Below are 21,725 nucleotides of genomic sequence, written 5' to 3' on the forward strand. Positions count from 1 at the left end.
GAACTACGCGCCAGCGCAGGGCCAGCAGCAGCCCAGCGAGGTCGGGATGACGTAGGGCTGTACGGCCTTGCAGTCCGGGCAGGTGCGGCGGGCGCGCATCATCGCCGCGTGCGAGCGCCAGCGTCCGGCCGTCATCGGGCGGACGGGCCGGGCGGTGGCGGGGTCGTAGAGGTAGGCGACGCGGTAGCCGCCGTAGTGGCGGGCCTTGCGGGAGCGCCAGCGCAGTTCGCCGACGACTTCCGCACGGGCGGCGCTCAGGCCGGCGGCGCGGAGTTGGGTGCGGGTCATCAGGCCGTGCGGGGCGAGGCGGTAGCGGTAGACAGGCAGGGTCACAGCGTCGTTCCTTCCTGACGCCGGGATGGTGACTGTGCGTGCAGGGAGGGAGGCATAGGGAGGTCCGGGAGCCCTGGTTTTCGGGGGTTTCCGCAGGTCCCGGGAGCGCTCCTCCCTGACTCCCTGTCGGGGTGTTGTGGCTGATCAGGTCAGGGAGCCGGGGTGAGGGAGGCGGGTAGGGAGTTCTCCCTGCCTCCCTCACCGCCTCCCTTTACTCAGCGTCATCCTCGGCGGTGTCCGCGTCGGTGTCGCGGCGGGCGATGGCGTCGCGGACGGCGTCGGCGGACACGACCATGACGCCGCCGGACTTGTACGGGGCAGCCCCGGCGTCGGTGAGAACCGCGGTGAGGTCCTGCGCGGTCCAGTGCGCGTACGCGGCGGGGTTGAGCGCGGCGAGGCGGTGGCGGACCTCGTCGGTCCGCAGCCGCTTCGCCTCCCCGAGCACCGTGGCGATGTCGGCGAGGTGGTCCACCCGCTCCATGTCGCCGGTGTCGGCGGTGGTGCGGGTGTCGACGCCGGCACGCCGGGCCTTGATCCGGGCGGCGAGTTCCTTGGCCTGGTCCTCGTCGATGTAGTGCGTCCGCACCGTGACCGACGGCTGGCCGGGGGCGAGCTTGATCCCGTCACCCGCGACCACGACGACGCCCTTGTCGAGACCCTGCCGGAGCTTGTGCGGGGCCGCCCCGGCGTCGATGGGGTTGTCGCCCAGCGCCATCCGTGCCTGCGACTCCGTGCCCAGAACGAGCGAGGCACGGATGTGGTTGCCCTCGCGGGACCGCTTGGGCAGGTTCTCGTTCGTCGGGTCCTGCGTGCCCTCCCAGATCGTCACGTTGACCGCGCGACCCTGGTCGTGGATCTTCTTGACGGCCTGGAAGTACCGCGAGGTGGCCTTCGACCCGCCGTAGGGAGCGCCGTACCGGACGGTGCCGTTGTCCGTGACGTACGTGTCCCGGGCTGCGGAGCCGTAGGCGACCTGCGCTTCGTCCACGATGAACACCAGCGGCGGGAACGTGCTGCCGCCAGGCGCGAGCAGGCGCCGGTTCATCTCCTCGACGCCGCCTTCGACCATCTCCGTCACGTCGATGACGTGCTCGTCGGTCGGTCCCTCGATCAGGACTTCCGCGATGCCGGTGAACATCCGCCAGTCTCCGATGCCCTTGAGGTCACCGATCCGGAAGATGACCGCCGGGTCGTGGCCGAGCCACAGCGCCAACGCCCGCAAGCTCGCCGTCTTGCCCTGGTTCGACAGGCCCGTGATGAGCATGTGCCGCTGATACAGGCTGATCAGGGCGGCATCCCCGCGCAGGTCGACACCCCACGGGGCGCGTCCCTTGGCGTAGTCGGCGCTGATGTCCGCGTCGAGGACGAGCGGGGACGGTCCGATCGGCTCATCCAGCGCCCCGGAGTCCGCGATCCACGCCCGCACGGTGCGGGCGGCGGGAGCGACCGACAGGTGCACCTCGTGCTCATGCCGACCCAGGTTCTCCGCCAACTTCCGGCGCCGGGCCAGCACTTCCTCCGTACTGGACCCCGACGGCAGGGTGATGTCGACTTCCACTCCGCACCCGGCAAGGACGATCGGGGAGAGCATCCCCGCGCCGTTGTCCTCCATAGCTTTGATCGACGCCCGAAGCGGCGCAATCCCCAGGTCACGGACGGCGGTGACCACGATCGACGGGGTGATCGGCGCCCCGTCGCTTCGTTCCCGAGCCGGAAGCGCCCATTGGGGTGCGGCTCCGCGCAGGCGGCCGGTGTTCCATAGCCCGAGGAACGCGCCGCAGGGGGCGAGCCACAGTGCGGGGCCCCACACGATGGTCACGAGGACCACCGCCCAGCGGACGGCGTCGATGGTGCCCATGATGGGGGCGAGCACCAACCCGGGGTGCTTCTCCGCGATCGCCAGCAGGACACCCAATCCGAGCAGTCCGCCGGTCGCGGTTGCGGCACCGACCACCAGGGCTTTCGCGACTCGCTGCGGCATGGTCAGCAGATCCATCCGGCGCTGGTGACGCGCGGCACGAAACTGCCGGCCGCGCTCTTCCCACTCCTTGGCTTCCTCGCTGTTGCCAGCGGCTTCGGCGATGCGCATCATTCGCTCGTACCGAGCAGCACTGCGGCCGTCCCACGTGCGCTTGGCGAGCACGCCGGCACCGCCGACCACGTAGGAGCCGTGCCGGGCCACCAGCCGGGCGCCGGTCTTGGTGCGGTCATGCGTGACGACGTGCCGCGTTACACCCGCGGCACGTCGCAGCCCCGCCCCGGCGAGCGCGGCGCGTGCGGCAGCGGACTTGGCTCGCCCTGGAACCCCGGAGGGGATAACGACCCCTTCCAGCACTCGGGGGGCGTCGCGGGTGGGGTCGCTGTCGTGCTTGGTCAGGTCCGGGACGGGCCGGGCCCGTCGTGAGTTGAGGTCGATGATTTCGGTCATGCTGGTGTTCCCTGCTCTCTGGTGTGAGGTGCGGGGCCCGGACCGGCCGGTGTCTTGGCGGATGACGGTCGGTCCGGGGTGGAGCTACTCGGCGTTCTGCTCGGCGCGCTTGCGGGCGGCGTTGAGGATGCGGTCCAACTTGCGCTGCAAGTCGGTCAGGTCGACGTCGTCGCCGGCTAGACCGCGCTTGCCCATACGCGCGATGAGCCAGGCGACGCGTGCCGCCTCGCCGGTGGTGAGGGGCGGGTCGTTGGGGTGGGTGTGGATCATCGGGTCACCGCTTCCGGATGTCGCGGTAGATGCCGTAGACGACCAGCGCGACCAGGGCGATGCACGCCGACGCGATGGCCAGCGCCACGGCGGCGAACGCCACGGTGACCATGAGCATCGAGCCGCCGATACCGATGGCCAGCCACTTGCCGGCCGTGCCCGCGCTGGACTGCTGCGGGACGGCCACGGGCGGCGGCGGGGTGGTGGGCTGTTGGGCCTGGATGATCTGGGCGGCCTGGATCGCGGCGAGGATCACCGCGAACTGCTCGCCCTGCCGGGCGGCTTCCACCGCCTCGGCGGACGCCTTGTTGAGGTCGGTCATGACGGGGTCTCCCGTTCTCACAGCGCGGCAGCGGTGTCGGCGTGCTGGTCGGTGTCGACCAGGTGCAGGGGCGCCGGGGCGGTGCGCTCGGCGCGCAGGGCGTCGCGCAGCATCCGGCCGTTGGCGGACGAGGTGTGCACGGCCTTGCGGATCGCCTCGCCGGTCAACTCGGTGTCCGACCAGTCGGCGGTTGCCCGCCGTGCCTCGGTCAGCAGTTGGTCGGGGGTGCGGGTCGGTCGGGGCGTGCGGGCGACTTTGGGCACCGGGCCGGTCGGTCGACGGGGACCAGCCGGAGCAGGCTCGACGGGTGCGGGGAGCGGCGCCGGGTCGGTCGACTCCGGAACGGTCGGGGCGACCGGGGTGGGCGGGGTGTCGGCGCTCGACTTCCGCAGGTCAGACCCCAACTGATTTACGGTGGATGTGATGGTCTGATCCTGGTTTGCGACCGGGGTGGGTCGGTGGTGGAGGACCTTGGCGACCAGGTCGGAGCCGAAGAAAATCGACCCGACCGGCAGCGAGGTGGCCAGCAGGACCAGCACGCAGTTGGCGGGCCCGTAGTCGACCAGGTGCATCCGGCCGGCGGCATGCGCGTGCAGCGCGGGCACCAGACCGTGCACGTAGTTCAGGACCAGCGAGGCGGCGGTGTAGCCGGCCAGCACCCGCAAGGCGAACTTCCGGTCCGCGCCGGTCAGCACCAGCGTGGCGACCAGTGCGAGGGCCATCAGTCCGTCGACCACGAACGGGTAGAGCAGGGCGGCGGTGTGGTCGGCTCCGACCGTGCTGGCGATGTCGCGCAACGCGTTCCAGGACACCCGGAACGCCATCCCGACGACCACCACTAACGCAGCCACCAGAAGGGTCTTGGCGGTCCGGTTCATGCCGCCAGCCCCTTCCTGCCCACCCGGCGGCGGACCACCGTGGCGCGGCGGGGCGCCGGGGCGAGGTGCAGCAGCTCCGGCATCGTCCGGCCGATCGTCTCCACCGCCAGAGCAGTGGTCCGGTCGACCATGCCCGGGTCGTCGGTGAGGATGTCTCGGGCCGCCGCCTCACGCGCGGCCCGCTCCTGCTCGCTCTCGCCCTCGACGCCCAGCCACAGTTCCAGCGTGGTGCCCAGCGCGAGTTCGATGAACTCGGTCGTGCTCTCGGCCCGGTGGGGGCCAACGAAGTCGTACACGGGTCGTCTCCTGACGATGGATGGAGGGCCCGGAACGGCGGAATGTCCTTGGTCGGGAGCCGCCGAACCGGGCTGTGGGTGGTGCGAGTGCCCCGGGCCGGATCTGATCCGGCGCCCTCGCGGCGTGGATGCCGGGGCTGACGTGCATGTCTCCTTCGGGCCAGCGGCTCCCGTATCAGGTAGAGCCGCCTAAGCCCGTTGCAGGCAGAGACGTGACCTTTCGGTCTCGTGCCCTCCGGATGCAAAGGCCCCGGGCGCCTCGGTCCGCTCTGTCCCGGACCCCTTTTGGCGTGCCTGAGCAGCCCTGAAGAGGGCCACTGAGTCACTCCTGCACTCATGTGCAGGAGTGACATTTAGAAGAGTGCATGACTCCTGTACATGAGTCAACCCGCCGCGAAGAACTTCGTTCGCGACGGGCTGCGGGTGGCGCGCTGCTGTCAGTCTCCGGCGGGGATGCGGTAGTCAAGAACGAACTGGTCAGCCGCCATGATCGTGTCGCAGACCTCCACTACGCGGCCGCTCTCGGCTTCAGCGCTTCGGGTCAGATGGATGACGGGGGCTCCGGGGCTGAGCTGAAGCGCGCTGGTCTCCTCCTTGGTGGCCAGCCGTGCCCGCACGGTCTCGGTGAACTCCTTGAGGAGATGGCCGTTGTCCTCCAGCCGTGCGTAGATGCCCCCGCCCCCGGGGTTGTTCTCGAAGAGCTCCGGGATGTCCTTGGCTACGTCCCACGGCAGGTAGGACGTGGCTTCTTCGGTCGGTGTGCCGTCGCTGAAGTACAGGCGCCGGCGGGCCAACACCTTGGTTCCCGCGGTCACATCCAGGCGCTCGGCGATGTCGGCTGGTACGTCGATGGGACCGACGTACAGGACAGTCACACCCGGAGTCTTGCCGGCCTGTTCCGACTCCGCGATGTACGCCGCCTTGCCCGCAGCGCGGTGCGACCGGCGGAAGCGGTCCGACGACTTGCGGCGCACAGGGGGCTTGCTCTTCACGAACGTGCCCTTGCCGTGCAGCGTGTCGACCAGGCCCATCGGCCGCAGCTCGGCGACGGCCTTCCGCGCGGTGCCCTGCGCGACGGAGTACCGGCTCATGAGCTGTGCTTCGCTGGGTACCTGCTCACCAGGCTTCAGAACGCCTTCCCTGATCTGGTCTGCCAGGTCTTCGGCGATCTGTAGGTATCGTGCCCTGCCAGAGTCGCGCGAGGCAGTAGAGCCCATGTCCTTCAGTCCTCCTATGCTCATGTACATGAGTAACGCTACCGAGGTGAGTCCGTCAATGCCGCTCCATTCGGTCTCGGTCGCCGGCGTCGTGGTCCGCGACGACGGTCGGGTCCTGGTGATCCGCCGCGCGGACAACGGCGCGTGGGAAGCCCCGGGCGGGGTGCTGGAGTTGGACGAGGAGCCCAGCGCGGGGGCGTGCCGAGAGGTCTGGGAAGAGACGGGAGTGAAGGTTGAGGCACTGCGACTCACAGGCGTTTATAAGAACATGACGCGCGGCGTGGTCGCTTTGGTCTTTTGCTGTCGTCCAATCGGTGGTGGAGAACGCACTTCAGACGAGTCCACAGAGGTACGGTGGTTTACGCGCGCGCAGGTGCGCCGCAATATGTCTGAGGCGTACGCGATTCGCGTACTGGACGCACTAGACGCCGTTGATGTTCCCGTTCGAATCCACGATGGCCGTCGGCTTCTCCCGTGACCGATATGGGAGGTTGGGCGAGTCGGTCGATCTGACCAATTGCAGAAGTTCTACTGAACTTCGACGCCGGGATAAGAGTCGTGCGCCCATCAGAGTTTCCCTCTAGAGGAGAGATCGCTGATGGGGGCACCGATCAGCGGGCTGAAAGTTAGATCGCGTGAAGTCCGACGTCCTTAATCCGTTCCCACGCAGTCGCAACGTGAGCGTTGGTGAAGAGTCGATGCTTGCGGTCGTTCCACCCCTGGGTGCACTCAACGATTTTCTCAAGAGTGACAGGCGGGTCCACAAGTTCCTCTGATGCGAAAAGAACGGTACTAAGAAGTTCCATTCCGAACGGATCTTCGAAGCCCGAGATGAGCTTCTGGAACCTGCGAGAAACAACCTCGAATTCGGTTGACCTTAAAACAAACTTCTCGGCCTCTTCAACCGCTTCTTTGTCAAGTTCGAGAAGCGCTTGTGCCCCGCTGGTGCCGTCGCCAAATCCAGTGACAAAATGTCCCTCCATCACTGAGACCGCCCGGTCGAGTGGCTGGGAGTAGGGGCCGTAGGTACCCTTCTCAAATTTCAGGCCAAGTGGCAGCCCAAGCTTTTGAAGGAAGTAGGCAACCTTGTGAGCTTCGAGGAGTGAGACGCGCGGTTCGATCGCAAGTCCATTAGCGATTCCCGATTGGACGTAGCGACCCAATGCCGCGAGGAAGGACGCTCGTTCACGATTTAGCGGAGGCCTAACCGCTGCATTGGGCATCGCCTTTGGATTTGGCGATCCTGACGGTTCCCAGATCCGGACTTCCACTCCAGGAATAGTCCCAAGTGTTTGCTCGATTAGGGGGCCGACGTCACGCCAGTCCAGTCCACCATTTCCACATCCCAAGGGAGGGACGGCAATTGACTTTATTCCTCGCTTGACGATCTCATCACGCAAAGTGATGAGGCCAGAGGTGATATCATCAATCTTTGATGGCGAACGCCAGTGCCGTTTCGTCGGGAAATTGATGACGAAGCGTGGGCCGCTTACCTGATTGAGCTCGTGGACGTGCATGCGACCGACTTGAACTTCGCCAAGGTCACACGCAGCCTTGTAGTCCTCGAAGTTCGTCGGATAAGCCCGCTTGAATTGCAAAGCGATGCCCTTGCCCATTACGCCCACGGTGTTAACCGTGTTAACAAGGGCATCGACATCTGCCATGAGCAGGTTGCCGGTGCCTCGGGTGATCATTTGAGCCCTTCCTCGCGGTCGATGTCGCCCCTGGCTTGATGTAGCTAGTTACCGCACGGTTCAGTAGTACCACCCACGTCTGACAGTCACTGGGAGTTCGATTCCTGCTCCCCTGAGCAGGTGGGTCACTGGCTGAGCGTGTTCATGATCATAGACGGCTACCGTGTGGATAGCGGAGATCGGCAAGTGCTCGTGGACCAGGAACTCGGCGGCACGACGACGCATGCGGTCCCCGTCATCGCTCGTATTGGCCCAGTATGTGGCCTTGATGACGTCCCAATCAACGACCTCGTCCATCGATCTCAGGTCCGTGTAGTGCCTGGTGATCGCAGCGGCACAGTTGCCGTCGCTGTATACGTACGGCTGTCCAGTGCTGACGGCGTCATCAACACTGGTCACGAGGTAGACCAAGGGGTTCTGTCCGTCGCTGTAGGTTGGCACGCCCCCTTTGCTGATCACGTAGAGCATCGGCGAGCGGGGGGCGAAGTAGAACGGCACGTAGTCGGCTGGACAGCCGTACGGGGGTAGCGTGATGTGCCTGGTCCTTCGTTCGGACTTGATCGATCGATCGCCGCACTCCATGGGCACGCCACCCCTGCCTTGCATCACGCTATCGGCCACCAGGCGCTTCTCCGCAAGGATGTGCGGCAAATTGTCCAGGTGCGTGAAGTGGAACAGGTTTCGATCGCCGACTAGTGTCACGACAAGCGAGTACACCACGGATCGTCCGCCAAAGTGGACGGATAGTCAGATTCTCATGCAGCAAACGGACTTGATCAACTATCAGCCGCGTGACATCAACTGCTGACATCAACGTCCGCAGTCAGCAGCGCACATCGACCCTGCGATGTGTGATCAAGGCCTAGCGGAACGTGGTTCGTGTCGTTGATCCGCAGCACTCGGGAACGTCGTGCACGCGCCTACGGATCAGAAGGTTGCAGGTTCGAATCCTGCCGAGTGCACCACAGGTAAGAGCCCCGCCCGGATCACCCGGAGCGGGGCTCTTCCGTGTCGCGCGGCGGCGAGGGACGGCAACGGGCCCGGTCGGCCGCCCATCGCTTCGGAGAGCCGCCGCGGCGCCTCGCGCGGGGTGGAGCGTGAGGGCGACCAGGAGCGGGCCGCATGTGTGGCGGGGCTTCGGGCGTGGGAAGGCGAATCCGGCTCGGATGGTTCCCGCTTGACGGCGGACCGTATTCCTCAGGAGTCCGCGGCGACTTCGGTTTCGGCGGAGTCGGAATCGCCGCTGCGGGCGGTCGGAAGTTCGCTCTTCGCAGGCTCGCCTTCATCTTGCGGGATCTCGCGGTTCGTTGTCATTCCCAGGATGGAGAAGAGCGTGATGGCAACGACCGTCCCCGGAAAGAGCGAGTACCAGACGAACCCTCCCTTGTCGAGGGTGTATGTCCACAGTCCGAACCCGGCGGCGACCACCGTCGCCAAGGTGACGCCACCCTTGGAGATCGGCCTCTTCGGGTTCCCGAGGGGCTGTTTCGCGAGCCTGGCCACATCGAGGGCGACGCGACCGCTCAGCCAGGTGATGGCGGGAGTGTGATCACGGATGACGGAGTTGGCCTGCAACTCGTCCAGGAGGCGCAGATTGTCGCGGATATTTCCTCGCAGCCTCTTGTTCCTACTGAGGACTCCGGCTAAGGCTCCAAAAGATCCGATGACAGAAACTGCCGCATTGGCAATGCTCTCTGGGGTCACGCGAGAACGATACGACGATGAATCGCCGCGTGTGCCCCCAATTGGGACCTACCCTGTTTGTCCTGGATCGCAAGCCGGCGGATGGAGGGCGCTCGGACTCCGTGGCATGGGCGCGAGCGGGGAGTGGGGAGTTGGCGATTTCTTGGCCGGGTCGTCGCCTTGTGTGCCGTTCGCGCACGTGCCGCGCAGAAGTGAGGCGTGGCGCGGGGAGGGTCGCTCCGGCCGGACGGCGGGATTTCGGGACGGCACGGGCCCGGAAGTGGCCGCTCGGAGCCGGCCGGGTCCGCCTCGCGCGAAGGCTTGCGGACCGTCCGCACGCGGGGCGCCCCGGCGTTCTGTCCGAGCGGCGGCCTGTCTGTTTCGACCGATGTCTATATTGACAGCCGCCTCACCAGGTGTCACGGTGGAATTGTATCGACAAACGCCGAAACAAGGCTGCCGATGGGAGTACGCCAAGGCCCGCGTTCAACTCGCCCTGCGCGTCGCCGACCTGGAGGGCTCGATCGCCTTCTACAGCAGGCTGTTCGGCGCCGAACCCGCCAAGCCGCGCCCGGGCTACGCCCACTTCGCCGTCGCCTAGCCGCCCCTCAAGCTCGTGCTGATCGGGGGCACGGCGGGTGAGGACACCCGGCTGGACCACCTCGGTGTCGAGGTCGCCGGCACCGAGCAGGTCACCGCCGCCACCGAGCGCCTGCGGGAGGCGGGCCTGGCCACCTTCGAGGAGTAAAGACACGTCCTGCTGCTACGCGGTGCAGGACAAGGTGTGGGTGACCGGACCCGGCCGTGAGCCGTGAGAGGTGTACACCGTCAAGGCGGACGCCGGCACCCTCGGTGCCAGTGGCCAATGGCCAGTGGCCGCGCCGCCGGGACCGCGTGCTGCGCCGGCGGCGCCGCCGGCTGACCTCAGTGCGGAATGGCCTCGATGATCTCCCGGGCGCCCTGGCGCAGCAGTTCCGCCGCGACGCGGGCGCCGAGAGCGGCCGGGTCGTCGGTGCTGCCGTCCCGCAGGTGGGCCTGGACGAGCGTCGTGCCGTCCGCGGAGAAGACCATGCCCCGCAGGCCGAGCCGGCCGTCCGGCTCGGTGACGCAGTGCCCGGCGATCGGGCTGTTGCAGTGGCCGCGCAGGTCGTGGAGCATCACGCGTTCGGCGGTGAGCTCGGTCATGGTCCGCTGGTGGTTGAGCCGGCTCAGCAGCCCGATCACGGGCTCGTCGTCGTGACGGCACTCCAGGCCCAGGACGCCGGCCCCGACCGCCGGGAGCATCTCGTCCACGGTGAAGATCTGGCGGCCGCGGTGCGACATCTCGAGCCGCACCAGGCCGGAGGTCGCGAGGATCATGGCGTCCAGCCGGGCGCCGGCGTCCTTCTTGCCGTCGAGCTTGTCGATGCGGCTGCCGACGGCGCCCCGCACCCGTACGACGTCGAGGTCCGGGCGCATCCGGCGGACCTGGGCCTTGCGGCGCACCGCCGAGGTGGCGACCGTGGCGCCGGGTGGGAGGTCGGCGAGGGTCCGCAGCGTCGAGCCCTCGGGGAAGAGGAGGACGTCGCGGACGTCGTCGCGCGGCAGGTGCGCCGCGAAGACCAGGCCCTCGGGCAGTGGTGTGTCGCCGGGGACGTCCTTCATGCAGTGGACGGCCAGGTCGACCTCGCCGCGCTGGAGCATCACGTCGATCTGCTTGACGAACAGCCCCTTGCCGCCGAGCTGGGACAGGTCGCCCTGCCACCGGTCGGCCTCGGTGGTGACGTCCACCAGCTCGACCTGGAGGTTGGGCTGTTCCTTGCGCAGGAGGTCGGCGACCGTGTGGGCCTGGGTCAGGGCCATCGGTGAGCTGCGGGTGCCGATCCGCAAGGATCGGCCGGCCGGGAAGGTGATCATGGCGGAGGAGTCCTCTCGTTCCTGCTCTCACGGTAGAGGGTCGCGCCGGGCCCCGGAGCAGGGCCCCGGGCGCGGCGGCCTTGCCGTCGCCGTTGCTGCCGCCGCCCCCGTCGAACGGCCCCGTGCACATCACCGTCGACCGGCCCCCGTACAAACGAACGACCACTCCACAAACGGGGATTCGGGGCCGACGGATCGTCTTTCGCCCGGGCGCGGGTGTCACGGCCCGTGGGCCGGCTCCGTTGATGGGGTTGCCGGGGAGGCCCACGGGGCACGGGGTGCGGCCTCGGGTCTTTTCAAAAGCAGCACAACTCCCCTGCAAGCTCTGCCGTTACTCCTGTTATGGTCGGGCGCCTGCCCCTTCGCGCAGACGTGGACATGCCAGCGGCCTTCGGCTGCGAAGCCAGCACAGAGAGACCGCGAATGGACTTCTGCTACACGTGCCAACGGATAGTCAACGGCGCGCTGGTGTGCCCGGGCTGCGGTGCCTACGCGCCCGAGCCGGCCCCGGCCGCCGCCACCGTGCCCGGCGGGCATCACGACGGCATGTACCCGACGGGTCCCCAGGCCGGCTTCGCGCCGGACGGGTTCCAGCCCGCGGCCTCCTCCGCGGAGCCGGCTCCTCTGCCGGAGTACGCCCCGGCTCCACACGCGGGCATGACCCGGTTCGAGCAGGCCCTGTTCGAGCCGTCCGCGTTCGAGCCGTCCGCGTTCGACCCGACCGCCTCCGCGCCGACGGCGTTCGCCCCCGCCGAGGCCCCGGGGGACGGGGAGAAGCCGCCCGCGGAGTCCGTGCTCGGCCCCGCCTCCATCGCGCCCACCCTGCACCGCGGCCGTGCGGCCCGGCGCCGCCAGATGGCGCGGTGGAAGAAGAGCCGGCGCCGCGCCGGCGTCGCCACCGCCTTCGCGCTGTTCAGCGGTGGCGTGACCCTCGCCTCGCTGCACGCCCACGGCGGCAAGGGCGGCGCGACCACCGCCTCGTCCGACACCGTGGCGCCGGTGAACCTGGAGACCCACACCTCGCCGGGCAACGGGCCGTCCTCGCTGTCGCAGCAGGCGCCCACCCCCGCGCACCACGCCACCCCCGGTCGGCACGCCTCCGCGGGTACGCCGTCCGTGCCGTCCGTGCAGGCGACCCACACGGTGACCGACAACGCCGGCTCGGTGCGCATCGCCGACGGAACGTCCAGCGGTGGGAGTACGACCCACACCGGGCAGTCCCCGCAGGCCACGACGACCACCGCCCCGTCGAGCAGCGACTCGGGGACGAGCACGAGCGGCGGCACGGACACGACAGCGACGGGGAGCACCGGCTCGGGCAGCGGCGGCACCACCACCGCGACCACCCCGCCGGCCACGTCCACCCCCTCGACCCCGCCGGCGACCACCTCGCCGACGACGCCGCCCCAGCAGGGGCTGTGCATCCTCATCCTCTGCATCGACTGAGCACCGCTCGCCTCCCGCCCCGTCCGTAGGCATTCATGCAGCGGGCGGGGCGGAGTTGTCCTCACCCAAGCCACCTCACCACCCGCATGCGTCCGATACGTCCGCATACCGGCGCCCCCATGGTCACTCCTCCGTGGGGGCGCTTCCGTCATGGACGGGCGGAGTGCTGCCCAATGCCCAACCTCTGGTGCCTTGTGGGGAGTTGCTGGCCGTATTCAGACAGACTTCAACGTTCGGCCACATGATCAGGGGCCGATCAGCGTCTGGCGGGGTGAGGTTTTCGAAGGCCCCCATGTCGGCTCCTGCCGACAGTCGAAAGGACTTCGATGAACAACACTCCGGACCAGAGCGCTCGTTCAGGGTTGACGCGGCGACGCCTCCTCGGCTCCGCCGCCACGGTCGGCGGCCTGGCCGCCGTCGACTCGGCCCTGCCCAGCAACATCCGCAAGGCGGTTGCCGCGGGCGCTGCCAAGGCCGGCAAGCTGTCCGACATCAAGCACGTTGTCCTGCTGATGCAGGAGAACCGTTCCTTCGACCACTACTTCGGCACCCTCTCGGGCGTGCGCGGCTTCAGCGACCCGCAGGCCGCCACGCTGCCGAACGGCGACTCCGTCTTCAAGCAGCCCGACCCGTCCAGCTCCGCGGGCTACATGCTGCCGTACCACCTGCCGACGCTGACCACCAACGCCCAGGCGATCCCGTCGACGAGCCACGCGTGGGAGGTGCAGCACGCGGCCTGGAACAACGGTGCCATGGACAGCTGGCTGCCCGCCCACCGCGCCGCGGACGGCAACACCAACGGCCCCTACACGATGGGCTACTACACCCGCGAGGACATCCCGTTCCAGTTCGCCCTGGCGGAGAACTTCACCATCCTCGACAACTACCACTGCTCGGTGATGGGCCCCACCCACCCGAACCGCTACATGTGGATGAGCGGCACGATCGACCCCAACGGCCTTGCCGGCGGCCCCGCGCTCGACAACGGCGCACCCGCCAACACCTACTCCTGGACCACCTACCCGGAGCGCCTGCTCCAGGCGGGGGTGAGCTTCAAGTTCTACCACTCCAACGCCGACGGCACCGGTACCGACCAGATCCACCACATGAAGCAGTACATGGCGCTGTCGCCCGACTCGCAGCTGTACCAGCAGACCGTCGCGACGTCGCCGATCGGCCAGTTCCAGTACGACGCACTGAACGACAAGCTGCCGACGGTCAGTTGGATGTTCCCGCCCGGTGGTCTGGACGAGCACCCGGCCAACCTGCCCGCCGCCGGTGCCAACTTCGTGGCGAGCATCGTGGACGCGATCGCGGCCAACCCCGACGTGTGGGCCAAGACCGTCTTCATCCTCTCCTACGACGAGAACGACGGGCTGTTCGACCACGTCGTGCCGCCGACCCCGCCGGCCGGCACGCCCGACGAGATCGTCAGCAAGAACTCGGTGACCGGCGTCAAGGGCGCGAACCTGCCCGTCGGCCTCGGGTTCCGCGTGCCCTGCATCGTCGTCTCGCCGTGGACCGTCGGCGGCTGGGTGAGCTCCGAGGTCTCGGACCACACCTCGCAGCTGCGCTTCCTGGAGAAGATCACGGGCGTCAAGGAGACGAACATCAGCGCCTGGCGCCGCCAGAACGTCGGCGACCTGACCTCCGCCTTCCGCTTCTCCGACGCGAAGAAGAAGTTCCCGGCACTGCCCGACACCAACGGCCAGTACAACCTGGCCCAGTACGAGGTGAGCCAGCTGCCGAAGCCGGCCACGCCGCCGGCCACGCAGACGATGCCGCGCCAGGAGCCGGGCTCGCGCCCGCACATTTTCTGACCTCCGCGCGGTCCGCCGGCCGCGCTTCGATGAGCACAACAATGAGCCGAGCCGCCTCCGCCCGCGTCCCCGCGGTGCGGAGGCGGCTCGCGTGTCTCCGGGGTCGTGCGGCCGTGCGGCCGCGGGGGCGGGCGATCGGGTTGGGGGCGGGACGGGGTCTCTGGGAGGGTGGAGCCGGTGATCCTGGGCCTGGGGGGCGGGAGTCGGAGTTGGAACGCATCGGTGGGTACGGCGTCGTGCGCAAGCTCGGCGAGGGCGGGATGGGGATGGTGTGGCTGGCCCGGTCACGGGGAGGGCGGCTGGTCGCGGTGAAGGTGGCCCGCCCGGAGCTCGCGGGCGACCCGGTGTTCCGGGAGCGGTTCCGGGCGGAGGTGGCGGCGGCGCGCAGCGTCGGGGGGTTCCACACCGCGCAGGTGGTGGACGCCGACCCGGACGCGGAGGCGCCCTGGCTGGCGACGGCGTACGTGCCCGGGCCGACGCTGGCGCGGCTGGTGGCGGAGCAGGGGCCGATGGACGAGGAGCGGCTGCGCGGTCTGGGCGCCGCGCTCGCCGAGGCGCTGCAGGCGATCCACCGCTGCGGGCTGGTGCACCGGGACCTGAAGCCGGCCAACATCGTGATGGCCGAGGACGGGCCGCGGGTACTGGACTTCGGGATCGCGCGGGCGGTGGAGAACACCCGGCTGACCGTGACGGGCACGGCGTTCGGCACCCCGGGCTTCCTCGCGCCCGAGCAGGCGGAGGGCGGGGAGGTCGGGGCCGCCGCCGACGTGTTCGCGCTCGGCGCCGTACTGATCGCGGCCGCGGGCGGTTCGGCGTTCGGCGGCGGCACCCCGGTCGCGCTGATGTACCGCTCGGTGCACCAGGATCCCGACCTCAGCGCGGTGCCCGAGCCGTTGCGGCCCATGGTGGCCGCCTGCATGGAGAAGGACCCGCTGCGCAGGCCGGACACGGACCGCCTGCTCGACTGGTTCAGCCCGCCGGACGAGGAACCCCGTGACGTCGCGGCCGGATCCACGAACGCCGGACCCGTGGATGCCCGCCCGGTGGACTTCCGTCCCGCCGACGCCATGCGTCCGCTCGCCGGCGCGCCCCGACCCGCTGCCGCCGCGGGCCCTCCCGCGCCCAGCACCCCTGCTCCCGCCGGCCCTTCGGTCCCCCCGATGCCCGGCTACGCCCCGGCGCCCCCCGTCCCGCTGCCGCCCTCGCCGTACGCCCCGACCTCCCCCTACCCTCCGGTGGCCGGGTACGGCTACCCCGGCCCGGCGCCCGCCGGGCCCGGCTACGGTGTCCAGCCCGTCGACCAACCCCCGCCCGGTGCACCCGAGTTCCTCGCTATGGACCGCAAGAACGCGATCCTCGCCGATGCCGCGGGCATCTCGCTCGGGGCCAACGGCGAAGTGCGGGAGTTCCCCTGGCCGTCGGTCGACGTGATCTGGTGCGAGAGGGGCGCCGGGCGTCGCCACGTGCTGGTGGTGGCGCTGACGCTGCACGACGACAGCCTGCACTCCTGCGAGGTCGGCACCCGGCAGCCGGCCGAGCTGGACGGGTGGATCGCCTCCCTCAGCGCCCTGCTGGCGTATTACCACCCGGAGGACTGAGCCGCGGCGACGGGAGTTCGGCGGCCTCGGGCGGCCCGGCGACCGCCGCGGTGGCGGGGACCGGGAATACCGTCGGCCCACCGCGGCCGGAGAGTTCGACCGGCGCGCCGGACCGCCGTATCGACCTGCGCAGCGCCCCTGGCAGGATGGCCGCGACCAGTCCCGATGTCGCCATCCCGAGCAGGCCGACCACGACCGCGAGTTTCGTCCACAGCGACACCTGCGGCAGCACGAACACCGCGATGTCCAGGCCGAAGGAGGCCGCGCTGACCACGGTGAGCGCGGCGGCGACCCGGTTGAGGCGGGCGTCGAGTGCCTCGGCCCGTTCGGAGGCGGCGGCCAGCAGCGAACTGCTCACGTAGCCGAGGAGCTTGTCGGCGCGCTCCTGGGTGTCGTCGAGGCCGATGACCTGGCGCGCGGACAGATAGCTGGCGCGGGGGACCTGCCCGGACTCCATCCGGTAGCTGTCGAGGTGGTGGAAGTCGGCCCACAGCCCGTCGAGGAAGCGCCGGAAGGCGTGCACGTCGGTGTTCTCGGGGTGCGCGTGCGCGAGGTCGCCGAGCACCCAGCGCCCGGCGATGATGGCCCCGGTGAGCACGGACTGCTGCGCGACGGCGATGTCGGTCGGTTCCGTCATCGTCAGCAGGTCGGACAGCGGGGCGTCGGGGTCGTGGTCCCACGCGTAGGTGTAGGGGAGCAGGATGTGGCACTCGGGCCCCGACGCCACCTCCGGCACGCGGGAGTCGGGATCCCACGGCGGGTCCTCGGTGACGAAGTGCGCGTTGTAGCGCGCGGACCGGCGGTCGATCGGCGAACCGGCGCCGGCCACCGCGAGGTCGGGGCGCAGCGCGATGCTCTGCACCAGGCCGCTGCTGACCGCGGCGGCGAGGACGGCGCTGAGGATCGGCGCGTCGGCTTCGCGTAACACCCGGTTGATGCCGGCGTCGAGGGCGTCGAGTTCGGGCAGGCTCAGCAGCCGCAGGTCCTGTTCGTGCCGCAGCGCGTAGACCACGATGACGGTGCCGGCGGTCAGGATGCGGGCGTGGCAGGCGGTGATCTCCGTGCCGGGAAGTGCCACGGCCGGGCGGATGATCGCGGTGAGGTCCAGTTCGATGGTGCCGTCGGGGTTGTAGGCGAGGGACTTCAACGACCCGGTGACGGGGCGGAGTTCACCGTGGTCGGGCACGGCGAAGGGGGCCAGCGAGGTGGTGGGGGTGCGGTGGTGCAGGGGGTAGGCGCGGCACTGCAGGTGCAGTACCCCGCCGCTCATGCGGTGGCCTCCCGCCCGCCGGCACCGCCGTCGCCTCCGGGGGTGCGGTCGGTGCGGCCCGCCGCGCGCGCGTGCCATGCCACCGCCACGTACTCCGGGATCAGCGCGGACTCGGGGACCTCCACCCGGTCCAGGTAGCGCCGCTGAAGGTCCTCGGGGCCGAGGTCGTCGAGCGGCGCGCCCAGCAACGAGGCCAGTTCGGCGTGCGTGTGGTGGCTCGCGTCCTCCGGGACCGACCGGCTGCGGAACCAGGCGCGCTGGTCGGCCAGGACGGTACTGCCCGAGCCCGCGGCGGGCCAGTAGCTCACCGCGGTCACCGCGGTGGTGCCGAACCGCGCGCCGAGCGTCACCAGCGCCCGCGCGTCGTCGGGGGGCAGGTAGAAGACGACTCCCTCGACGACGTAGGCGACCGGCCGGCCGGCGGCGACCCCCCGCACCTGCTCGGCCACCGCCGCGCGCTCGGCGGGCACGGCGAGGTCGGCGCCGATGTGGCGTACGTCGCGCTCCGGCGCGGTGCCGGCCTCCATCAGCTCCGCCGCACGGAGCCGCTTCGCCTCGGCCATGTGCGGCAGGTCCACCTCGACCGCGACCGGGAAGGGCAGCAGCCACGGGTACGACGAGAAGCCCGCGCCGCACACCACCAGCACGGTGTCCGGATCGGCCCGCAGCGCCTCGGCGAGGGTCTCCGCGATGTACCGGCCGCGCAGCGAGACCACCAGGTCGTCATGCGGGTAGACGGCGTCGGCGAACTCCTGCCACAGCGCCTTGACGCCCGGCCGCCCGTCCTCGGGTATCCACGCCGCCGCCAGGCCGTCCTGCGCGAGGTCGGGCCGGCGGGCCCGTGATTCGTTGACGAGGTACGCCGTCAGTCCGACTCCACCCTGCATCGCTCGACCTGCCCCCGTCCGACGATCCGATCGCGGTGTTCGCGCGGACCGCCGTGAAGATCCGCGCTCTTCGTGACTACCCGTCACCATCCCTCCGAACCCGATGGCGCCGCTCTCTTTGGTATCACCCGGAAGCGGGACGGCCCAAGGGGTCGACCCGCGTGGGCCGTCCGCGGCACCGCCGTTCGTGCCGTCCGGCCGCGGCGGACCGCCGTTCTAAGCTCGCCCCATGCTGATCTGGATCAACGGCCCCTTCGGTGGCGGCAAGACGCAGACGGCGTACGAGCTGCGCCGGCGGCTGCCCGGGAGTGTCGTCTGCGACCCCGAGCACGTCGGGTTCGGGCTGCACCGGATGCTGCCGCCCGCGCTGCGCGGCGACTTCCAGGACATTCCGGTGTGGCGCGACGCCGTCCACCACGTGCTGGGCCTGGCGCTCGCCGGTCAGCCCGGCCCGGTGATCGTGCCGATGACCGTGGTCGAACCCGCCTACTTCCGGGAGACGGTCGGCCGGCTGCGCGCGGACGGCCACGAGGTGCACCACTTCGCCCTGCTCGCCGAGCGCGAGACGGTCCTGCGCCGGCTGCGCGAACGCGGCCTGGGGCGGGTGCTCCAGCGGGCGGCGGGCAAGGACGCGCCGCCACGGCGGGACACCTTCGCCGTACGCCGCCTCGACGTGTGCCTGGAGCGGCTGGCCGGAGCGGAGTTCGCCGAGCACGTGTGGACCGACCGGCTCACCGTCCCCGAGGTCGCCGACCGGGTGGCCGCCTCCGCCGGGCTCGGCCTCGCCCCCGACACCGACAGCGCGCTGCGCGGCAGGCTGCGCCGCGCCGCGGTCGGCCTGCGGCACATCCGCTTCGACTGAGCGGCCTTTGGAGTGCCCGGGGTGTCCGGGGTACCTGAGGCGTGCCGTGGGGATGCCCTGAGGCTGTCCTGGGGGTGCGCTGAGAGCCTCCCGAGCGTGCCCTGAGCCCGCCCTGAGCGCCTCCTGAGCGTGCCGTGAGCGGCCTCCACGGCCGCGTCAAGCAGACCTTCATCCGTCCGCCCAGGATTCTCAGAGTTTTCACAGAAACGGATTAAGGCTGCTCTCATAGCGCGTGCACAGGGTGATCGCATGCCTTCCACTTCTTCGGCGACCACCCGCGCCACCCACTCCGCCGCAGCTGCCGGCCACACCGCCCACACCACCCCCGCACCGTCCCCGGCCGGCGACCTCGCCCGCCCGGACGGCTCCCCGGTCCGGGTCCTCGTCGTGGACGACGAGGCCCCGCTCGCCGACCTGCTCTCCATGGCACTGCGCTACGAGGGCTGGCAAGTCCGCACCGAGGGTGACGGCGCGAGCGCGCTGCGCTCGGCCCGCGAGAACCGCCCCGACGCGGTCGTGCTCGACGTGATGCTCCCCGACATGGACGGGCTCGAGGTGCTGGCCCGGCTGCGCCGCCAGACCCCCGACGTCCCCGTGCTCTTCCTCACCGCGAAGGACGCGGTCGAGGACCGGATCGCCGGCCTCACCGCCGGCGGCGACGACTACGTGACCAAGCCGTTCAGCCTGGAGGAGGTCGTCGCCCGCCTGCGCGGACTGCTGCGCCGCTCCGGAGCCGCCGCGATCCGCAACGAGTCCGTGCTGGCCGTCGGCGACCTCGTCCTGAACGAGGACAGCCACGAGGTCAGCCGCAGCGGCGTCGACATCCACCTGACCGCCACCGAGTTCGAGCTGCTGCGCTACCTCATGCGCAACCCGCGGCGCGTGCTGAGCAAGGCCCAGATCCTGGACCGGGTCTGGTCCTACGACTTCGGCGGCCAGGCCAACGTCGTCGAGCTGTACATCTCCTACCTGCGGCGCAAGATCGACGTGGGCCGCGCACCGATGATCCACACCCGGCGCGGCGCCGGCTACCTGATCAAGCCGGGCGAGCCGGTGTGATCCGTTCCACCCTCACCGCGGCGCCCCCGCCGGCGCCCGCGGGGACGGCGGCCCCGCCGCCGCCCGCGCGTCCGCCCGGCCGCCCCCGCCCGCGCTTCTCGCCGCGGCGCTGGTCCCTGCGCCGCCGGCTGGTCGCCTCCTGCGTCGCGCTGGTCGCCGTCGTCTGCGCCGTGATCGGCTCGGTCACGATCTTCGCGCTGCACGACTTCCTGTACGGCCAGCTCGACTCCAAGGTGCACGACACGGCGGTGCGCGCCGACGGGCCGCGCCCCGGACAGGGCGGCCCCGGCGTCACCCCCGGCCAGCGCGGGGCGACCGGCCCGGACGACCGCGCCAGAGCGGGCGCCCTCCCCGGGGCCATCCCCTTCGTCTTCCTCGCCGGCGGCGGCCAGCCCGGCGAGACGGTCGGCGCGACGGTCAGCTCCGCCGGCACCGTCACCGAGGCCGCCGTCAGCGCCACCAGCCCCAGCACCGGCCAGCTCGTCGCCGACGACCTCACCGCGAAGCAGGCCGCCGCCTTCGCCGGCGTGCCGCGCGACGGCAAACCGCACACCGTGACCGTCCCCGGCCTCGGCGACTACCGGGTGGAGTCCGCCACCCCCGCGCAGGACGGCAGCACCGTGCTGGTCGGCCTGAGCACCGAGGGCACCCAGGACACCCTGTCCACGCTGATGTGGGTGGAGGTCTCGGTCACCGCCGCCGGGCTCGTCGCGGCCGGGCTGGCCGGCGCCGCCCTGATGCGGATCGCCCTGCAACCACTGCGCCGGGTCGCCGCGACGGCCACCCGGGTCGCCGAACTGCCCCTCCACCGCGGCGAGGTGGCCCCGCTGACCAGGGTGCCGGACTCCGACACCGATCCGCGCACCGAGTTCGGCCAGGTCGGCGCCGCCCTCAACCGGATGCTCGGGCACGTCGGTTCCGCCCTGCACGCCCGCCAGGAGAGCGAGACCCGGGTCCGGCGGTTCGTCGCCGATGCCAGCCACGAGCTGCGCACCCCGCTCGCCTCCATCCGCGGCTACGCCGAGCTGACCCGCCGCGGGCAGGAGCCGGTCGGCCCCGACACCCGGCACGCCCTCGGCCGGATCGAGTCCGAGGCGGCCCGGATGACCACCCTGGTCGAGGACCTCCTGCTGCTGGCCCGGCTCGACGCGGGCCGGCCGGTGGACCGGACCGAGGTCGACCTGTCACCGCTGGTCGTGGACGCGGTCAGCGACGCGCGCGCCGCCGGCCGCGACCACGACTGGCGGCTGGAGCTGCCCGACGAGCCCGTCGCCGTCCACGCCGACGCGCCGCGGCTCCAGCAGGTGCTCGCCAACCTCCTCGCCAATGCCCGCACCCACACCCCGCCCGGCACGACCGTCACCGCCCGGGTGCTGTCCGGCCCGGCCCAGGTCGTGCTCCAGGTCGAGGACGACGGTCCGGGCATCCCCGACGAACTGCGCCGGCACGTCTTCGAGCGCTTCGCCCGCGGCGATGCCTCCCGGTCCCGTACGGCCGGCAGCACCGGCCTGGGCCTGGCCATCGTGCACTCCGTCGTCGTCGCGCACGGCGGCACCGTGGAGGTCGCGTCCACCCCGGGCCGTACGGTCTTCACCGTCACGCTGCCGGCCGCGGCGAGGTCCGTGCCGGCGGTGGCCGCCGTACCGAGCACGCCGGACGGCCGGTCCTGGCCGGCGCCGGAACCCGGACCCGTACCGCCCGCGCCGCCGGCGAAGGTGGCCTGGACCACTCCTGCCCCACCCGCATCACCGGACTCATAGGCGTCC

At 70.5% G+C, this 21,725-nt stretch carries 20 protein-coding genes and 1 pseudogene; 8 read left to right on the top strand and 13 right to left on the bottom strand.

Translation table 11 applies throughout. The features are described from left to right. Nucleotides 1-3 precede the first annotated feature (3 nt). The 7 genes from C4U44_RS14120 to C4U44_RS14150 form a co-directional block, all read right to left on the bottom strand. Nucleotides 4-333, bottom strand: a complete 330-nt coding sequence (locus C4U44_RS14120) for an RRQRL motif-containing zinc-binding protein (protein WP_322973616.1) — start codon at nt 331-333, stop codon at nt 4-6. A gap of 211 nt (nt 334-544) precedes the next feature. Next, nucleotides 545-2,761 (bottom strand): ATP-binding protein, encoded by a 2,217-nt coding sequence (locus tag C4U44_RS14125; RefSeq protein ID WP_235032066.1) that lies wholly within the window; start codon nt 2,759-2,761, stop codon nt 545-547. An 84-nt stretch (nt 2,762-2,845) separates the two neighbouring features. After that, nucleotides 2,846-3,031, bottom strand: coding sequence for a DUF6257 family protein (locus C4U44_RS14130; RefSeq protein ID WP_103886104.1), 186 nt, complete (start codon nt 3,029-3,031; stop codon nt 2,846-2,848). Nucleotides 3,032-3,035: 4 nt separating this feature from the next. Further along, a complete protein-coding gene (locus C4U44_RS14135) occupies nt 3,036-3,353 on the bottom strand; it encodes a hypothetical protein (protein ID WP_103886105.1) in 318 nt (105 codons plus the stop codon). A gap of 17 nt (nt 3,354-3,370) precedes the next feature. Then, on the bottom strand, nt 3,371-4,231 hold the full coding sequence (locus C4U44_RS14140) for a DUF2637 domain-containing protein (protein WP_103886106.1): 861 nt from the start codon (nt 4,229-4,231) through the stop codon (nt 3,371-3,373). After that, a complete protein-coding gene (locus tag C4U44_RS14145; protein WP_103886107.1) occupies nt 4,228-4,527 on the bottom strand; it encodes a hypothetical protein in 300 nt (99 codons plus the stop codon). Before C4U44_RS14145 ends, C4U44_RS14140 begins: the two co-directional genes overlap by 4 nt. Nucleotides 4,528-4,964: 437 nt before the next feature. Next, nucleotides 4,965-5,744 carry a GntR family transcriptional regulator gene (locus C4U44_RS14150; RefSeq protein ID WP_103886108.1) on the bottom strand — a complete coding sequence of 260 codons (780 nt, stop codon included), beginning with the start codon at nt 5,742-5,744 and terminating at the stop codon, nt 4,965-4,967. 16 nt (nt 5,745-5,760) lie between these two features. On the opposite strand from C4U44_RS14150, the gene C4U44_RS14155 reads away from it, so the two are divergent. After that, the gene (locus C4U44_RS14155; RefSeq protein ID WP_103886109.1) at nt 5,761-6,222 is read left to right on the top strand and encodes an NUDIX domain-containing protein; all 462 of its coding nucleotides are present in this window, start codon (nt 5,761-5,763) and stop codon (nt 6,220-6,222) included. 148 nt (nt 6,223-6,370) lie between these two features. On the opposite strand, the gene darG is transcribed toward C4U44_RS14155, so the two are convergent. The 3 genes from darG to C4U44_RS14170 all read right to left on the bottom strand — a co-directional run bounded on the left by darG (nt 6,371) and on the right by C4U44_RS14170 (nt 9,142). After that, a complete protein-coding gene (gene darG, locus C4U44_RS14160) occupies nt 6,371-7,438 on the bottom strand; it encodes a type II toxin-antitoxin system antitoxin DNA ADP-ribosyl glycohydrolase DarG (protein WP_103886110.1) in 1,068 nt (355 codons plus the stop codon). 60 nt (nt 7,439-7,498) lie between these two features. Then, the gene (darT, locus tag C4U44_RS14165; RefSeq protein WP_103886111.1) at nt 7,499-8,158 is read right to left on the bottom strand and encodes a type II toxin-antitoxin system toxin DNA ADP-ribosyl transferase DarT; all 660 of its coding nucleotides are present in this window, start codon (nt 8,156-8,158) and stop codon (nt 7,499-7,501) included. Between the two features lie 477 nt (nt 8,159-8,635). Then, nucleotides 8,636-9,142, bottom strand: a complete 507-nt coding sequence (locus tag C4U44_RS14170; protein ID WP_146088266.1) for a hypothetical protein — start codon at nt 9,140-9,142, stop codon at nt 8,636-8,638. Nucleotides 9,143-9,551: 409 nt separating this feature from the next. On the opposite strand from C4U44_RS14170, the pseudogene C4U44_RS14175 reads away from it, so the two are divergent. Continuing rightward, nucleotides 9,552-10,068 (top strand): annotated as a pseudogene (locus tag C4U44_RS14175) (ArsI/CadI family heavy metal resistance metalloenzyme). Here the strand turns inward: C4U44_RS14175 and hemC are convergent. Continuing rightward, nucleotides 10,046-11,017 (bottom strand): hydroxymethylbilane synthase, encoded by a 972-nt coding sequence (gene hemC / locus C4U44_RS14180; RefSeq protein ID WP_103886113.1) that lies wholly within the window; start codon nt 11,015-11,017, stop codon nt 10,046-10,048. The pseudogene C4U44_RS14175 and the gene hemC overlap by 23 nt on opposite strands. Nucleotides 11,018-11,440: 423 nt before the next feature. Between hemC and C4U44_RS14185 the strand changes: the two genes are divergently transcribed. The 3 genes from C4U44_RS14185 to C4U44_RS14195 all read left to right on the top strand — a co-directional run bounded on the left by C4U44_RS14185 (nt 11,441) and on the right by C4U44_RS14195 (nt 15,881). Then, on the top strand, nt 11,441-12,463 hold the full coding sequence (locus C4U44_RS14185) for an SCO2400 family protein (RefSeq protein WP_103886114.1): 1,023 nt from the start codon (nt 11,441-11,443) through the stop codon (nt 12,461-12,463). A gap of 326 nt (nt 12,464-12,789) precedes the next feature. Beyond that, the gene (locus C4U44_RS14190; protein WP_103886115.1) at nt 12,790-14,283 is read left to right on the top strand and encodes an alkaline phosphatase family protein; all 1,494 of its coding nucleotides are present in this window, start codon (nt 12,790-12,792) and stop codon (nt 14,281-14,283) included. Between the two features lie 209 nt (nt 14,284-14,492). Next, nucleotides 14,493-15,881, top strand: coding sequence for a serine/threonine-protein kinase (locus tag C4U44_RS14195; RefSeq protein ID WP_265737325.1), 1,389 nt, complete (start codon nt 14,493-14,495; stop codon nt 15,879-15,881). Here the strand turns inward: C4U44_RS14195 and C4U44_RS14200 are convergent. Both C4U44_RS14200 and C4U44_RS14205 read right to left on the bottom strand, forming a co-directional pair. Then, complete coding sequence (locus tag C4U44_RS14200; RefSeq protein WP_103886117.1) at nt 15,844-17,151, bottom strand: hypothetical protein; 1,308 nt, start codon at nt 17,149-17,151, stop codon at nt 15,844-15,846. The genes C4U44_RS14195 and C4U44_RS14200 overlap by 38 nt on opposite strands. After that, complete coding sequence (locus C4U44_RS14205) at nt 17,148-18,038, bottom strand: class I SAM-dependent methyltransferase (protein ID WP_103886118.1); 891 nt, start codon at nt 18,036-18,038, stop codon at nt 17,148-17,150. Before C4U44_RS14205 ends, C4U44_RS14200 begins: the two co-directional genes overlap by 4 nt. A gap of 229 nt (nt 18,039-18,267) precedes the next feature. Between C4U44_RS14205 and C4U44_RS14210 the strand changes: the two genes are divergently transcribed. The 3 genes from C4U44_RS14210 (at nt 18,268) to C4U44_RS14220 (ending at nt 21,719) form a co-directional block, all read left to right on the top strand. After that, on the top strand, nt 18,268-18,900 hold the full coding sequence (locus C4U44_RS14210; RefSeq protein ID WP_103886119.1) for an AAA family ATPase: 633 nt from the start codon (nt 18,268-18,270) through the stop codon (nt 18,898-18,900). 249 nt (nt 18,901-19,149) lie between these two features. Next, entirely contained in the window at nt 19,150-19,959 is an 810-nt protein-coding gene (locus C4U44_RS14215; RefSeq protein ID WP_103886120.1) for a response regulator transcription factor, read from the top strand. Nucleotides 19,960-20,075: 116 nt separating this feature from the next. Next, the gene (locus tag C4U44_RS14220) at nt 20,076-21,719 is read left to right on the top strand and encodes a HAMP domain-containing sensor histidine kinase (RefSeq protein ID WP_235032094.1); all 1,644 of its coding nucleotides are present in this window, start codon (nt 20,076-20,078) and stop codon (nt 21,717-21,719) included. The last annotated feature ends 6 nt before the right edge of the window (nt 21,720-21,725 follow it).

The organism is Actinacidiphila yanglinensis, assembly GCF_900107965.1.
Classification (GTDB): domain Bacteria; phylum Actinomycetota; class Actinomycetes; order Streptomycetales; family Streptomycetaceae; genus Actinacidiphila; species Actinacidiphila yanglinensis.

What these genes read in the sequence shown, in the direction of transcription:
- C4U44_RS14140 (WP_103886106.1), bottom strand. Translation starts at nt 4,231, where the DNA reads ATGAACCGGACCGCCAAGACCCTTCTGGTGGCTGCGTTAGTGGTGGTC.
- C4U44_RS14210 (WP_103886119.1), top strand. Translation starts at nt 18,268, where the DNA reads ATGCTGATCTGGATCAACGGCCCCTTCGGTGGCGGCAAGACGCAGACG.
- C4U44_RS14150 (WP_103886108.1), bottom strand. Translation starts at nt 5,744, where the DNA reads ATGGGCTCTACTGCCTCGCGCGACTCTGGCAGGGCACGATACCTACAG.
- darG (WP_103886110.1), bottom strand. Translation starts at nt 7,438, where the DNA reads ATGATCACCCGAGGCACCGGCAACCTGCTCATGGCAGATGTCGATGCC.
- hemC (WP_103886113.1), bottom strand. Translation starts at nt 11,017, where the DNA reads ATGATCACCTTCCCGGCCGGCCGATCCTTGCGGATCGGCACCCGCAGC.
- C4U44_RS14190 (WP_103886115.1), top strand. Translation starts at nt 12,790, where the DNA reads ATGAACAACACTCCGGACCAGAGCGCTCGTTCAGGGTTGACGCGGCGA.
- C4U44_RS14205 (WP_103886118.1), bottom strand. Translation starts at nt 18,038, where the DNA reads ATGCAGGGTGGAGTCGGACTGACGGCGTACCTCGTCAACGAATCACGG.
- C4U44_RS14185 (WP_103886114.1), top strand. Translation starts at nt 11,441, where the DNA reads ATGGACTTCTGCTACACGTGCCAACGGATAGTCAACGGCGCGCTGGTG.
- C4U44_RS14155 (WP_103886109.1), top strand. Translation starts at nt 5,761, where the DNA reads ATGCTCATGTACATGAGTAACGCTACCGAGGTGAGTCCGTCAATGCCG.
- C4U44_RS14130 (WP_103886104.1), bottom strand. Translation starts at nt 3,031, where the DNA reads ATGATCCACACCCACCCCAACGACCCGCCCCTCACCACCGGCGAGGCG.
- C4U44_RS14135 (WP_103886105.1), bottom strand. Translation starts at nt 3,353, where the DNA reads ATGACCGACCTCAACAAGGCGTCCGCCGAGGCGGTGGAAGCCGCCCGG.
- C4U44_RS14200 (WP_103886117.1), bottom strand. Translation starts at nt 17,151, where the DNA reads ATGAGCGGCGGGGTACTGCACCTGCAGTGCCGCGCCTACCCCCTGCAC.
- C4U44_RS14215 (WP_103886120.1), top strand. Translation starts at nt 19,150, where the DNA reads ATGCCTTCCACTTCTTCGGCGACCACCCGCGCCACCCACTCCGCCGCA.
- C4U44_RS14125 (WP_235032066.1), bottom strand. Translation starts at nt 2,761, where the DNA reads ATGACCGAAATCATCGACCTCAACTCACGACGGGCCCGGCCCGTCCCG.